General features: G+C 68.4%; 13 protein-coding genes and 1 tRNA gene. 8 read left to right on the top strand and 6 right to left on the bottom strand.

Annotation, left to right across the window (positions count from 1 at the left end):
* The first annotated feature begins 65 nt into the window (after nt 1-65).
* The 3 genes from AC3ERS_RS16070 to AC3ERS_RS16060 are packed head-to-tail and all read left to right on the top strand — an operon-like array spanning nt 66 to nt 1,736.
* The gene (locus AC3ERS_RS16070) at nt 66-398 is read left to right on the top strand and encodes a hypothetical protein (protein WP_431968186.1); all 333 of its coding nucleotides are present in this window, start codon (nt 66-68) and stop codon (nt 396-398) included.
* A complete protein-coding gene (locus tag AC3ERS_RS16065) occupies nt 376-900 on the top strand; it encodes a DUF6879 family protein (protein WP_431968184.1) in 525 nt (174 codons plus the stop codon). Before AC3ERS_RS16070 ends, AC3ERS_RS16065 begins: the two co-directional genes overlap by 23 nt.
* Nucleotides 897-1,736, top strand: coding sequence for a helix-turn-helix domain-containing protein (locus AC3ERS_RS16060; protein ID WP_431968182.1), 840 nt, complete (start codon nt 897-899; stop codon nt 1,734-1,736). The genes AC3ERS_RS16065 and AC3ERS_RS16060 overlap by 4 nt, the downstream gene beginning before the upstream one ends.
* A 564-nt stretch (nt 1,737-2,300) precedes the next feature.
* On the opposite strand, the gene AC3ERS_RS16055 is transcribed toward AC3ERS_RS16060, so the two are convergent.
* Together AC3ERS_RS16055 and AC3ERS_RS16050 are read right to left on the bottom strand one after the other, a co-directional pair.
* Nucleotides 2,301-2,371: transfer RNA gene (locus AC3ERS_RS16055), tRNA-Gly, on the bottom strand.
* 126 nt (nt 2,372-2,497) lie between these two features.
* On the bottom strand, nt 2,498-3,982 hold the full coding sequence (locus tag AC3ERS_RS16050; RefSeq protein WP_431968180.1) for an FAD-dependent monooxygenase: 1,485 nt from the start codon (nt 3,980-3,982) through the stop codon (nt 2,498-2,500).
* A 69-nt stretch (nt 3,983-4,051) separates the two neighbouring features.
* Between AC3ERS_RS16050 and AC3ERS_RS16045 the strand changes: the two genes are divergently transcribed.
* Nucleotides 4,052-4,723: a TetR/AcrR family transcriptional regulator C-terminal domain-containing protein gene (locus AC3ERS_RS16045; RefSeq protein WP_431968178.1), complete on the top strand. Its 672-nt coding sequence runs from the start codon at nt 4,052-4,054 to the stop codon at nt 4,721-4,723.
* A gap of 12 nt (nt 4,724-4,735) precedes the next feature.
* Here the strand turns inward: AC3ERS_RS16045 and AC3ERS_RS16040 are convergent, their stop codons facing one another.
* Together AC3ERS_RS16040 and AC3ERS_RS16035 are read right to left on the bottom strand one after the other, a co-directional pair.
* On the bottom strand, nt 4,736-5,239 hold the full coding sequence (locus AC3ERS_RS16040) for an SRPBCC family protein (protein WP_431968176.1): 504 nt from the start codon (nt 5,237-5,239) through the stop codon (nt 4,736-4,738).
* Complete coding sequence (locus AC3ERS_RS16035) at nt 5,185-5,913, bottom strand: phosphatase PAP2 family protein (RefSeq protein ID WP_431968174.1); 729 nt, start codon at nt 5,911-5,913, stop codon at nt 5,185-5,187. The genes AC3ERS_RS16040 and AC3ERS_RS16035 overlap by 55 nt, the downstream gene beginning before the upstream one ends.
* A 120-nt stretch (nt 5,914-6,033) precedes the next feature.
* Here AC3ERS_RS16035 and dcd point away from each other — a divergent pair, with 120 nt between their 5' ends.
* Entirely contained in the window at nt 6,034-6,633 is a 600-nt protein-coding gene (gene dcd, locus AC3ERS_RS16030) for a dCTP deaminase (RefSeq protein WP_431968172.1), read from the top strand.
* Between the two features lie 115 nt (nt 6,634-6,748).
* Here dcd and AC3ERS_RS16025 read toward each other — a convergent pair whose 3' ends face one another.
* Nucleotides 6,749-7,198 (bottom strand): hypothetical protein, encoded by a 450-nt coding sequence (locus AC3ERS_RS16025; RefSeq protein WP_431968170.1) that lies wholly within the window; start codon nt 7,196-7,198, stop codon nt 6,749-6,751.
* 277 nt (nt 7,199-7,475) lie between these two features.
* On the opposite strand from AC3ERS_RS16025, the gene AC3ERS_RS16020 reads away from it, so the two are divergent.
* The 3 genes from AC3ERS_RS16020 (at nt 7,476) to AC3ERS_RS16010 (ending at nt 11,952) form a co-directional block, all read left to right on the top strand.
* A complete protein-coding gene (locus tag AC3ERS_RS16020; protein ID WP_488186266.1) occupies nt 7,476-8,813 on the top strand; it encodes a helix-turn-helix domain-containing protein in 1,338 nt (445 codons plus the stop codon).
* Between the two features lie 43 nt (nt 8,814-8,856).
* The gene (locus tag AC3ERS_RS16015) at nt 8,857-10,104 is read left to right on the top strand and encodes a pyridoxal phosphate-dependent aminotransferase (RefSeq protein WP_431968166.1); all 1,248 of its coding nucleotides are present in this window, start codon (nt 8,857-8,859) and stop codon (nt 10,102-10,104) included.
* Between the two features lie 570 nt (nt 10,105-10,674).
* Complete coding sequence (locus AC3ERS_RS16010; RefSeq protein ID WP_431968164.1) at nt 10,675-11,952, top strand: YibE/F family protein; 1,278 nt, start codon at nt 10,675-10,677, stop codon at nt 11,950-11,952.
* A gap of 207 nt (nt 11,953-12,159) precedes the next feature.
* Here the strand turns inward: AC3ERS_RS16010 and AC3ERS_RS16005 are convergent, their stop codons facing one another.
* Nucleotides 12,160-13,587 carry a DUF7159 family protein gene (locus tag AC3ERS_RS16005; RefSeq protein WP_488186847.1) on the bottom strand — a complete coding sequence of 476 codons (1,428 nt, stop codon included), beginning with the start codon at nt 13,585-13,587 and terminating at the stop codon, nt 12,160-12,162.
* Between the last annotated feature and the right edge of the window lie 22 nt (nt 13,588-13,609).

Below are 13,609 nucleotides of genomic sequence, written 5' to 3'. Positions count from 1 at the left end.
CCTAGTTGATGGACTATTGGAGGAGTTGCGCAAGCCGTCGCACACCGTTGGAAGAGGACAGCACGATGCGTCTGAGGTTCCTGGGCAAAGGCGGATCGAACCAGGGCGGATGCCCGACGCTGTACGCGACCGACCGCGGCACCTACGTCGTGCAGGGGTGGCGGACCAACGACGAGGCGACGGTGGAGATCCCGCACGCGCTACTCGGTTTCGTCGAGCCGGACACCTTTGTCGGCGCGACGATGGCGGACACGGGCCGCGGCACGTTCACCCTGTCGGGCGAGCCACTCGGCGACCCAGAGGCGCTGGCACACATGAGCTTCACCCCCGACGAGACCGCCATCGAGGTGCCGAAGCGAGAGAGGACGTTCTACGGTGCTGTTGATCACGGCCGGTGAGTTCGCCGACGCAGTGGGCGAGTGCAAGCGTGCGGCCCTGCATCTCGAGGTACAGGACACCTACGAGACTCCCGAGGAGTCCGAGCCTTTCGCTCGGTTCCTCGCGGGCGAGCCGGACGATTACGCGTGGATGGCCGATTGGGCGGCGCTGGTCCGGGAGACCACCGGCCGCGGCGTCGCGGTGCGGCGAGCCCGCGTCGTCACCGTGCCACACGTCGACTACCAACGGTGGACCTTGGAAGTGTCGCGGGTCAATATCGCCGCGGGCGAGGAGGTCCGTTATCTACCGCGACATCTCGTTTCGCCCGACGAGCTCACCGCCGACGACTGGTGGCTGCTCGACGACCGCGCCGCGTTCACTGTGTTCGAGCCGGACGGGCGGTGGGCGGGCGTCGCGGTGACAACCGATTGGCAGATCGTCGACCGGTGCCGGGCGGTGTGGAATCTCGTGTGGCAGCGTGCCATTCCGCACGCCGAGTACGCGATGGCCGGTCAGCGGTGACGAGCGCCGTTCACGAGGCCCGGGAGGCTCTCGGCCTGCGGCTCCGGGAGCTTCGCCGCGACGCGGACCTGACCGCGCGCCGCCTCGCCGAGCTCGCGAGCTGGCACGAGTCCAAGGTGTCGCGTATCGAGCACGGCAAGCAGACGCCGTCGGAGGCGGATCTACGCGCCTGGTGCGAGCGCACCGGCACCGGCGATCAGCTCGCCGACCTCGTCGCCACGTTGCGCAACATCGAGGCCGCCTACCTCGAATGGCGGCGCATCCTCGGTACCGGCATGCGCCGCCCGCAGAAGGCGCGCGTGCGCGTCGAGGCCGAGACCAACTCGATGCGATGGTACGAGCCGTACGTCTTTCCAGGGCTGTTGCAGACTCCCGCCTACGCCGAGGGCATCCTCCGCAAGGTCATCTCGTTCTACGACATCCCCGATGACCTCGAGGAGGGTGTCGCGGCGCGCATCGAACGGCAGCACGTGCTCTACCGCGGGCGGCGCCGGTTCAATTTCGTTGTCGCCGAGCAGGTGCTGCACACCACCGTCGGCGACGACGAGGTGATGCGTGGCCAGCTCGACCGCTTGCTCAACGTCATGATGCTGCCGAGCATCGCGTTCGGCATCATTCCCGCGGCCTCGGCCTACGCGGCGCCCGCCACGAACGGGTTCGCCATCTTCGACAGCAGGCTCGTCCAAGTCGAGACGATCAGCGCCGAGCTTGCGGTCACACAACCGCGCGAGATCACCCTGTACGAGAAGATGTTCACGGTGCTCGCCGAGCAGGCGCTCTACGGCGAGGGCGCCCGCGCGCTCATCGGTCGTGCGATCGAGGCGCGCGGGAACTGACCCTGTCGCACCTGACGCGGACGGAAGGTGCGGATCGCTCCGCAGTACGTGGCAGGCGGCACGACTACTTCGCTGTGGGGGTGCGCCCGTTGGCGCCACTCCTTCTAGGGTGTGCAGCTCGCGCGTCCGCGGTGCTCCTTCTCGGCGTGCAGACGCGCCTCCTGCTTCCGGCGCCGGTGTCGACTCGCGTAGGGATCAGCGCGGCGGTGAGCACCGCTATGCCGTCGATGGCCGCACCTCGGCCGGGGCCGAAGCCCGGCGCCTGCCCGGCGAGTGCCGCTGCGAGCGTGAGTATCTGATGCCACGTAGGACCGTCGGTCCAGCGGATCTGTGCGTCGCGGCGGCGGATGTGGTGGTTGTCGTGACAGTCGAGAGTGACTCGGGTGCAACGGGATTCGGACAGTAGCTGCGTCATGCGCCGTGCCTGACGAGTGCGATCGACGCCCATGGTCGACAGACTGAAGGCCGCCGGCAAAGGGTCAGGGCTACACCCTTGGCTACACAGCATTGGAGTCGAGAAAGGCCCCGACCAGACAACATGCTGGTCAGGGCCTTATTTTGCTGAGCCGATGACGGGAATCGAACCCGCGCTGTCTGCTTGGGAAGCAGAAGTTCTACCATTGAACTACATCGGCACCGCGCGTAGACGCGTCCGCGACTCTATCAGACCGAGCCCTGGGCCGGTCAACTTCCATTCTGCCTCTTCGGCTACGTCCGTGGGCGGCCGCGATCCAGGTACGCGCCGCCCGGACGGTGGCGGGTCAGTGGGTGGCGATCGGGGTGGTCCAGTTTCGGAGGGCTTCGGCGAGGCCGTCGGTGGTTCGGTCGTCGGTCGCCCAGGCCGTATAGCCGTCGGGGCGGATGAGGAGGGCCGTGGGGCGGGGGATGTCGCCGACTCCAGGGACCGACCAGTGCGTGGCGTGGCTGCGAGCCAGGACGGAGTCGAGGTGACCGTTGCTTTCGGACGCGGTCGGCGACGTGTCGTCGAGGCGGAGCAGGACCGGGCGGGCGGGGCGGAGCAGTTCGTGGACGCGGGTGGGGCCGTCGGCGGTGACGAGGTCGACGTCCGGGACGCGGCGTCCGGCGAGCGGGTGGTCGGAGCCCGTGTCGTAGCGGATGTCGAGGGCGGTGATCATGTGGCCGAGTCGATGACGGACGTCGTCCAGGGTGATCAGGTCGCCCATGATGTCGCGCAGGGCGTCGGTGTGCGGGCCGGGGCGGGAGAGCGCGGTCTGCGCGCGGGTGTTGTGCAGAACGCGGGCGGCGACCGGGCGGCGTTCGGCCTCGTAGGTGTCGAGCAGATCGTCGGCGGCGTCGTCGCGCAGCGCGGCCGCCAGCTTCCAGCCCAGGTTGACGGCGTCCTGCACGCCGAGGTTGAGACCCTGTCCGCCGGCGGGGTAGTGGATGTGGGCGGCGTCGCCCGCGAGGAACACGCGTCCGGCGCGGTAGCGGTCGGCGTGCCGTGCGGCGTCGCCGTAGTGCGATACCCAGCGGGGGCTGTGCATGCCGAGGTCGGTGCCCGCGATCTCGGTGAAGTTGGCGCGGAAGTCGTCGAAGGAGAGCGTCGCGCCGCGCTCGAGGACCCGGTCGTGCCGTTGCACGACGAGCCGGTACCAGCCGGGTTGCAGCTGCACGGCGGAGAAATCGCCCATCCCGCGGCGGTGGCCGAAGAATGGTTCGGCGGGCGGGTCGGCCAGCTCCACGTCGGCGATCATGCCGGTCATGGTCGCCTCGGTGCCGGCGAAATCGATCCCGGCGAGCTTGCGGACCGCGCTGCGCCCGCCGTCGCAGCCGACGAGATACGCGGCGCGCATGCGACGGATTCCGTTCGAGCCGCCGATCTCGATCTCGACGCCGGACGCGTCCTGCCGGTATCCGGTGATCGGCGCATCCCACCGCACGGTGACGCCGAGTTCCGCTGCGCGGCTTTCCAGTTCGCGCTCGATCAGGGACTGCGGGATGACGAGCGTGAACGGGTAGCGGGTCGCGTAATCGCTGAAGTCCAAGGGAATCGCGGCGAAGTGCCCGACCTGCCGCGGATGGCCTTGCTCGAGCAGCCCGTCGAGCAGGCCGCGCTGATCGAGGACCTCCATGGTCCTGGCGTGGATGCCGCCCGCCCGGGATTCGCCGGTCCGCGCGGGCAGTGCGTCGAGCACGACGACCTCGAGACCGAGGACGCGCAGTTCGCACGCCAGCATCAGGCCGGTCGGGCCGGCGCCCGCGATCACCACATCGGTCGTGTCCATGTCATCTCCTTAACAACGTTAAATCCTTAACGTTGTTAAGGAGACCAGGAACATTGTTAAGCTGTCAAGGTGTCGAACAAATCCGGTCAGACCAAGCTGGACGCCGAAGTGATCGCCGTGGCCGCGCTCGCCCTGCTGGACGAGGTCGGGCTCGACGGCCTGACCATGCGGAAGGTCGCCGCGGCGCTGAATGTGCAAGCGCCCGCGTTGTACTGGCATCTCGCGAACAAGCGCGAGTTGCTCGACGCGATGGCGCGGGCCGTCTTCGTTTCCGCGGTCGACGGCATCGAGGCGCCGCGTCGCGACGAGGACTGGCGGGACTGGCTCATCGCGTTGGCGAGCCGGTTGCGGCGGGCGATGCTCGGCTACCGGGATGGGGCGAAGGTGCTGGCAGGAACCTATATCGACGACGAATCAATGTGGCGCACAGTCGAATTGACGCTGCGGACGCTGGAGGACGCGGGGTTCTCGAAAACCCGAGCGGCCCGGGTCTTCCCGATCCTGCTGCACTACACCGTCGGCTTCGTCATCGAGGAGCAGGCGCGCTCCGACGACGCGTACGGCGACCGCAACCCGTACCTCCCCGAACGCCTCGCCGATGTCATCGACGCCCACCGCTACCCTCTCACCGCGCAACTGGTGACCGACGTCTTCTCCGGCGACACCGATACCGAGTTCACCGAGGGCCTACGCGTCATCTTCGCGGGTATCGACGCCGCGCGAGCGGATGCCGCCGACTGACCGCCTCGGGGGTCAGGATTCGCTTTCGAGGTCCGCTTTCAACCGCTCCAGCGTCCGGCGGATGTTCCCTCGCTGGAACTCGGCGAACCCCGGCTTGCCGGTGGCGATGCGGTCGAACCACAGCGTGGGCCGGTCGGGCCAGCCGCGGCGGTCGTCGGTCCAGATCTCGGTGATCCTGGTGCCCTCGGGAACAGCCTCGAAGCGGTACTCCCAGCTGGCGACGGCGACCGGGAGGACCGGCTTGCGCAGACCGTAGCGCCGGACCTTGAAGGCGAAGCGCGCGCCGCGGTCGGCGGCGGTGATCTCGCAGCCCGTCGACCAGCGCACGCCGCGGCGCAGATTGGTGCCGACGAACCGCAGGCCGACGCGGACCGGTGCGCCGGGCTCGGCCAGTACCGCGCCGGTGTTCTCCGGACTCCAGCGGTGGATCCGGGTGACGTCGCTGACCCGGTCGTAAGCCGTCACCGGGTCGATCGCGACGACGATGCTGTCGCGGACTTGCTTTGTTCGCGGCACGAATCGACTGTAGCGGCGGCCCGCGAACGCCAGGTCGGGTAGCGGAAGACGGCCAGGCACAGCAGGATCCACAGCGCTCCGAGGGACCAGCCCGCGAGCACGTCGGTGGGCCAGTGCACGCCCAGGTAGACGCGGGAGGCGCCGACCGCGGCGACGAACAGGACGGCGACCAGTGCCACGCCCGCTCGGACGATCGGCCGCCGGATCAAGGGGATGAGCACGATGGCCACGATCCCGACGACCACGAACGTGCCGGTGCTGTGCCCGGAGGGATAGGACAGGCTGTTCTCGACGGCGAGGTGATCGGCCACCGGCGGGCGTTCCCGGCCGACCAGTCGCTTCGCGATCACGACGATGAGACCGGCGCCGAGGGCGGTCACGGCGACGAGCGCGGCGCGCATCCGGTCGCGCACGCGCAGCAGCGCCGCGCAGACGATCACGGTGAGGATCGTCATGGACAGGGTGTCCCCGCAGTTGCTGACCATCCGCGCGGCGGGCGTGAGCACCCCGTTGCGGTTCTCGACCGCCCAGCCGGAGACCTCGGGATCCATCGTGGCCAGCCCGCTGCTGTCGAGAACATTGCGGGTCAGCACGGTGATGAATGCCGCGAGGAGCACGCCGAGCGCGGCGAGCGACGGCACCGTTGGCACCGTCCTGCGGGGATTCGAGGTCACTGGTCCTAGGTTGCCCGCTTGCGCTGAGAATTAACTGAAGACCAGCGAAGAATGCGTCGCCGATCCGGCCCTCCCCCGTGCGCCCGAACGGCCCGATCGGCCGGACGCTACGCTCGTGCCGTGTTGCTTTCCGATCGTGACCTCCGCGCGGAGATCGCCGCTGGGCGTCTCGGGGTCGAGCCGTTGCTGGAGAGCCTGATCCAGCCGTCGAGTATCGACGTTCGCCTGGACCGGATGTTCCGCGTCTTCGACAACACCCGCTACACCCACATCGATCCCGCGCAGCGCCAGGACGAACTGACCAGCCTGGTCGAGCCCGCGCCGGGCGAGCCGTTCGTGCTGCACCCCGGCGAGTTCGTGCTCGGCTCGACGCTGGAGGTGTGCACGCTGCCGGACGATCTGGCCGGGCGACTGGAAGGCAAGTCGAGCCTCGGCCGTCTCGGCCTGCTCACGCATTCGACGGCGGGCTTCATCGATCCCGGTTTCAGCGGCCACATCACGCTGGAACTGTCGAACGTCGCGAACCTGCCGATCACCCTGTGGCCGGGGATGAAGATCGGCCAGCTGTGCCTGATCCGGTTGACCAGCCCCGCCGAGCACCCGTACGGCAGCGCCGTCGCGGGCTCCAAATACCAAGGTCAGCGCGGACCGACTCCCTCGCGCTCCTACCTGAACTTCCCGCTGCCCGCCGACGTGGTGGACGCCGCCGAATCGCGGTAGCCGACGCGGGTTCGCCTGGCGCGCACGACGACCCACGACCGAATCCGCCCCGCCGACTGCCAGGAAATAGGGGCGGATTCGGTCGCACTGTCGGCGACGGGGACCGACGACGCATTCAGTCCCCGCCGCCCGCTCCGACCGCGAGCGCCGTCGTCACCACGGCGGACAGCGGTGGGAGCGTGTCGCCGCGGCTCGGCGGAGTAACCCAGAAGCACCCTTCCCGGGTCCACCGGCCGAGCCCCGTCGGCAACATCACTGCACTGCCGATGGCAGGTATCCCGATATCGAGACGATTCAGCACCTCCAGTACCTGCGCGCCGGGACGGCTGTCCGGCTCGGCCAGGAAGCTCCAGCGGATCTGCCTGGCCAGCATGGGACCCCTCGTCCCCTGCTGTTCCAGTGCCGCCCTGACCTTTTCGGCCCGGGCCGTCGGCAGGTGAACGACACAGACCCGGCCGCTGATCGGCAGCATCACGAAACCGCCACGCTCGGTGACGGGTAGCCCGTACTCGTACCGGTAGAAGGACACCCAATCCTCGACTGTCCTGAGTTTCTCCACGTTCACGGCCAACTCCTTGCCTCCTGCTACCAGGGTCGGGCCAATGACCGCGACGCGGCATCGCCCCCATGCGCGCCTTCCACTGCCAATCCGCTGCCTTTGACCGAGGGAAGCTCGCTCGCGCGGGTGCGCGAGGCGCGAAAAGCCAATAGCAACTGCGAATTGTGTGTGGCCGTAGCCACAAAGCCCTCGTACCCTGGATGAAGGTTCGTGCGGAAGGGATGACATCGTGGTCCGGCACTGGTCAGGTAAAGAGACCCGCGCCCTTCGCGATGCCAAGCGGATGAGCATCCGGGAATTCGCGGCGCATCTCGGTGTCCACGAACGCCTGGTGTCCAAATGGGAGGCGGGGGGCAACCGAGTTCATCCGCGCCCCGTCAACCAAGCCGCGCTCGATACATCCCTTGCCAGGTCCGACGATGTTGTGCGGGCACGGTTTTCGGCGCTGATCGGCGATCCGCCGATCGATGGACCTGCCGCCGGTTTCGACACGCGTTCCGCTGCGGGGACGCGTGCCAGTTATTCGAGCGACGCGGACCTTCTTGCTCTCATAGACGCCGGTGCGATGAGAGGTGATGCGTTAGCAGCGATTTCGGAGAGGGATCTGATCATGGCGGCTGCCCACGAGGCCAGCGAACACGCAGGCCGGGCCGAGAGCACCAATGTGGGTGCGACCACGTTGGAACAGCTCGACGCCGATGTCACGCGCATTGCGAACGATTACGTGCACATCCCGCCGGTTCCGATGATGGTGGAGATGCTTCGGGTTCGGCGCCGGGTGTATCGACTGCTGGAGGGTCATCAGCGGCCGACCGACACCAGTCACCTCTATCTGCTCGCGGGCACGCTGTCCGGCCTGCTCGCGAACGCGAGCACCGACCTCGGCTACCTCGACGCGGCGGGTGAGCAGGCCAGAGCGGCCTGGGCCTACGCCGAGCTATGTGGCCACAACGGGCTACGTGCCTGGACCCGCGGCATGCACGCGCTGATCGAATACTGGTCGGAGCGCCCGCGCAGGGCGGTGCTGCTCGCGCAGAGCGGGCAGGATTTCGCCGATTCGGCGACCGCGAAGGTGCGGTTGCTCAATATCGAGGCCAGGATCTGGTCCAAGATCGGCAGCGACGCCGACACCGATCGCTGCATCCGGGCCGCCGACGACGCGCGCGAGCTGGCCACGACCGACAACCTGCACGACGAGGTCGGCGGCGTCTTCGGTTTCCCCGACGCGAAGGCCCAGTACTACGCGGGCGCCACCTACATCCATCTCGGCCAGGCCGAGCCCGCACTGGCCGCCACCGAACGCGCCATCCATATCTATGCCAACGGCCCGTCCGAGAAACGCTCCTACGGCGCCGAGGCGCTGGCGCGGGTGGACTGCGCGGCCGCGCATCTGATCAACGGCAGCCTGGACGGCGCGACCGAGGCGCTGAACCCGGTGCTCGGCTTGGCCGAGGACAAGCGCATCGCCCAGCTCGAGGAGCGGCTCACCGGCGTGCGCCGACGGATCGCCCAGCCCGCGTTCCGCGACGCCGTCGAGGCCCGTTTCCTGGACGAACGCATCGAGGAGTTCTGCGGGGCGACCGCAGCCAAGGGCATCCCGCCTGGGCATTCCGCACCCTGACGCGATCGATCGACCCCTTGTGGGGGGATGGCACCATGGGACGGTGAGCCCGAGCCATCTACCCCACCGCCCGCCGCGCGTTCTGGAGCAGTCCACGAAGCTACAGAACGTCGTCTACGAGATTCGTGGACCGGTACACGCGCACGCGGCACGGCTGGAGGCGGAGGGCCACCGCATCCTGAAGCTGAACATCGGCAATCCGGCGCCGTTCGGTTTCGAGGCGCCCGACGTGATCATGCGCGACATCATCGCGGCGCTGCCCTATGCCCAGGGCTACTCCGAATCGAAGGGCATCCTGTCGGCCCGGCGCGCCATCGTGACTCGCTACGAGCTGGTGCCCGGCTTCCCCGAACTGGACGTGGACTACGTCTACCTGGGCAACGGCGTCTCCGAGCTGATCACGATCACCATGCAGGCGCTGCTGGACAATGGCGACGAGGTGCTGATCCCGGCGCCGGACTATCCGCTGTGGACGGCGATGACCAGCCTGGCGGGCGGCACTCCGGTGCACTACCTGTGTGACGAGTCCAACGGCTGGCAGCCCGACGTCGCCGACATCGAAGCCAAGATCACCAGCAAGACCAAGGCGCTGCTGGTGATCAACCCGAACAACCCGACCGGCGCGGTCTACTCGGCCGAGGTGCTCCAGCAGCTGGTCGACCTGGCTCGCAAGCACCATCTGCTGCTGCTCGCCGACGAGATCTACGACAAGATCCTCTACGACGATGCCAAGCACATCTCGCTGGCCACCCTCGCGCCCGACCTGCTGTGCCTGACCTTCAACGGACTGTCCAAGGCATACCGGGTCGCCGGATACCGCTCGGGCTGGCTGGCCATCACCGGCCCGAAGGATCACGCCGCGGGGTTCCTGGAGGGCATCGATCTGCTCGCCTCCTCCCGACTGTGTCCGAATGTGCCCGCGCAGCACGCGATTCAGGTCGCACTGGGCGGACATCAGAGCATCGAGGATCTGATCCTGCCCGGCGGGCGGCTGCTCGAACAGCGCGATGTGGCGTGGGAGCGGCTGAACATGATCCCGGGTGTGTCGTGCGTGAAGCCGAAGGGTGCGTTGTACGCGTTCCCGCGGCTGGATCCGAATGTGTACGAGATCTACGACGATTCGAAGCTGGTCCTGGATCTGCTGTTGCAGGAGAAGATCCTGATGGTGCAGGGGACCGGTTTCAACTGGCCCGATCACGACCACCTGCGAATCGTCACGCTGCCGTGGGCCAGGGACCTCGCGGTCGCGATCGAGCGCTTCGGCAATTTCCTGGCGAGCTACCGACAGTGATGTGCGTCGCGGGACTCTGAGCCCTAATCGCCCTGCTTCTGGGCCTAAAACATACCGAATGTATGGATAGAGGCGAGTTTTGAAGACCCGCTAGCGCAAAAGTGCAACTTTTGTGTACAGTGGCTCTTGGCACTTCGAGTGCCCGGTCGGGTTGCCTACCCCCCCTGGGCAACCTGGCCTCGGGTTCGGCCGCCTACCCCCCTGGGCCGCCGGCCTGCGGGCGGCGGAGACATCCCCCTGCTCTCCGCCGCCCCCCGGCCCGCCTCTCCGCGTTTCAGGCCAGACTCAGGTGTGTGGTGATTTGCGTTGGCGGCCGGCGGTAGGTACCTGGGTGGAGTCAGCCCGTACCCGGTGAGTTACCCGGCTCTTGCGAGATCAGTTGTTGCGTCTCGATGGTCCCGTCCGTTGTGTACCGGTGGTGCTTGATGGGCAGTTGTGTGCCCGTGGTGCTTGGCGACCTGATCTTGAAAACGACATCCTTTAAGCTCGGCACCGCGTAGCTGCCGCGGGTCAGCCGCTCCTGTCGTCCGGCACGAGCACCCGGGGCCACGACGGAGAAGTAGGAGCCCGGTGACCGACCACCATCATCATCATCACGATCACTCCGGACCGATCGCGATCGGCGCCACCGCCGCCCGCGTCGTGGTCGGGTTGCTCACCGTCATCGGTGTGCTCACCGTCGTCGCCACCATCGCGCTGTGGCCGAGCAGTCAGCACGTCGCGATCCCGCTGCCGATGCAGAGCGCGGGCGGCGGCGCGGTGGAGACCGAAGCGGGCACGGTCGTCGCGCAGGACGTCGGGCCGTGCGGCAGTCCCTCCATCGGCAAGGTGTTCGCCGACAAACCCGAGCCGCCGCGCACCAACGCCTACACCTGTCAGCGCAGCCTGATCACCATCGAAACCGGTCCGCACCAGGGCAACAAGACGCTGCTCGAAATCGCCCCCGGCCCAGGACAACCCGATCTGCGCGCCGGTGACGACATCCGTCTGGTCCGGCAGACCGATCCGACCGGCACCCCGCTGTACTCCTTCGAGGACTACGCGCGCGGACTGCCGCTGACCCTGATCGTGATCGCCTTCGTCGTGGTGATCATCGCGGTGGCGCGCTGGCGCGGCCTACGCGCGCTGCTCGGTCTCGGGTTCGCGTTCGCGGTGCTGGTGATGTTCCTGCTGCCCGCGCTGCTGGACGGCAAGCCCGCGATCCCGGTCGCGCTGGTGTCCGGGTCGCTGATCCTCTACGCCGTGCTGTATCTGGCGCACGGTGTCAATCTCCGCACCAGTTCGGCGCTGCTCGGCACGCTGACCGCGATGCTGCTCGCCGCGGCGCTGTCCTGGCTGGCGATCGAGATGACCCAGCTCACCGGCCTTTCCGAGGAGCAGAACACCAACGTCGCCACGTATCTAGAGCACGTCAGCATCACCGGCCTGCTGCTGGCAGGCTTCATCATCGGCTCGCTCGGTGTGCTCAACGACGTCACGATCACCCAGGCCTCGGCCGCCTTCGAGCTGGCCGCCCTGGACGAAACCGCGTCGCGCCGACATGTTTTCGCCGCGACCATGCGGGTCGGCCGGGACCACATCGCCAGCACCGTCTACACACTGGTGCTCGCCTACGCGGGTGGCGCGCTGCCGTTGCTGCTGTTGTTCAGCGTGGCGGGACGCTCGATTCGCGACGTGCTCGCCGGTGACGCGGTCGCCATCGAGATCGCGCGGTCGGCGGTCGGCGGTATCGCGCTCGCCCTCTCGGTGCCCTTGACCACCGGCATCGCGGTGCTGCTCGCCCGGCCGTTCGGCAGTCACAAGCCCCCGGCGCCCGCGCCTCGCCATGGGCGGCACTCGCGCGGTTGACGGCGATCGTGCTCGTCGCGGGCGCGGTGACACTGTCCGCGCCTCGCGAGGGGTGGCCTGCGTGGGCCGACTCGCGTCTCGGCGGTCGGCATGCCTCCGGTGGCAGTTGCGGGTGGACTTCGTGCCGGGGTCCGTTCTGTTCCCGCAGCGACGCCGAGCGCCGCTGAGATCGGGCCGATGCTCGACCAGCTGCACCAGGAGTGCTCGTCAGCGCTGAGGCGGCGGTGGGAAGGGGAAGACCTCGGGCGGGATGGTCGGCACCACGATCGGTGGGAGACCGGGGACCACAAAGGTGTTCGGGCCCTGGCTGGGCGGCGGCTGCGAGCTGGTCGTCTGCCTGCGCGGCGGCGGGGCGGCGACCGACTCCTCGGTCTCCGTCGTGGTGGCGGGCGCCACCGCGATCTGCGGATCGAGGGTGGTGGTGCGCGGCAAGCCGGTCGGCGAGATCGACGGCGAGCCCTCGCTGCTGTGTGAATCCCGTTCCAGCACCTGGGGTCCGTAGCCGAGGCCGAGGCCGATCGCGGCGACCACGGTCAGTGCGCTGACGGTCAGCACGGCGCCGTTCAGTTCGCGCTTCTCGCGGCGGCGCGGGTTGGCGGCCAGCCAGTCCGGCGCGAGACCGTCGATGTCGTCGAAGTCGTCCGGCTGCGCCGCCTTCGGCCGCTTCGGCCGACGCTTGGGCGGCGCGGACAGCCAAGCGGGCGAGAGATCCTCGTCGCCGTAGCCGCCGGCGGGTGCCTGGCTCGGGGCCGGGACGGGATGAGCGACCGGAGCCGCAGGGCGGACCGGCCGGGCGAGCAGCGCGGCGCCGCGGGCGATCACCGTCTCGGGGCTTTCCGGCACGATGACCGGCACGCCCATCCAGCGCTCGAGCACCTTCCCGATCAGCGGGATTCGCGCGCAACCGCCGATCGCGAGCACACCGTGCACCGGGCGGTCGGAGCGCACGATCACATCGCGTGTCATCCGTGCCGACGACTCGATGGCCAGCATGATCAGGGATTCGAAGTTCTCCTGCGCCAACAGCACCAGGCCCTGTTCGCTGGGCAGCGCGACCGCGGTATTGCTCGACAGCTGTTCCTTGGCCTCGCGGCACAGCGCGTCCAGCGCGGCCAAGCCCGCCGGGTCCTGCGGGTGCGCGATGCGGCCCGAGGCGATCTGCTGTTCGCGGATCAGCGAATCCAGGTAGTCACCGCTGATATCGCTGGTGCGCTCGCTGTGCCTGACCTCCCTGGTCTGGGTGTCGACCACGCTGACCGAGAGCCCGGTGCTGCCGAGGTCGTAGACGACCAGCGAGGAGATGCCGCGGATATCGCCGGTGGCCTGGGCGAATTCGAGCGCGGCGAAGATCTCGGGCACCAGCTCGTAGTTGGTGACCTGCTGTCGCGCCATCGCGGCGCGCACCGCCCTGGCCTGCTGTTCGCTGCGGTAGGCGATCGCGGTGGCGCCGATCTGATCGGTCGCCAGGGTGACGCCGACCGCCTCGGCGACCAGCTCCTCCGCGCGGTGCTCGGTCACCGGGACGGTCTGGAGATCGTAGGCATCAGGCGTGACATGACCGGGGGGATTTCCGGGGTGTGGTCGCGCCATACGGACAGCGCCGGCCCCCACCGAAACCCCCAGTACCGAACTCATCAGCTGCCCATCTCGTTTCACG

It is taken from the genome of Nocardia sp. bgisy134 (assembly GCF_057708325.1).
This window is presented reverse-complemented; position numbering and strand designations above follow the sequence as displayed.

Bases quoted from the DNA above. Each gene is read 5' to 3' on its own strand.
- AC3ERS_RS16070 (WP_431968186.1), top strand. From the start codon at position 66: ATGCGTCTGAGGTTCCTGGGCAAAGGCGGATCGAACCAGGGCGGATGC.
- AC3ERS_RS16050 (WP_431968180.1), bottom strand. From the start codon at position 3,982: ATGGACACGACCGATGTGGTGATCGCGGGCGCCGGCCCGACCGGCCTG.
- AC3ERS_RS16020 (WP_488186266.1), top strand. From the start codon at position 7,476: ATGAGCATCCGGGAATTCGCGGCGCATCTCGGTGTCCACGAACGCCTG.
- AC3ERS_RS16005 (WP_488186847.1), bottom strand. From the start codon at position 13,587: ATGAGTTCGGTACTGGGGGTTTCGGTGGGGGCCGGCGCTGTCCGTATG.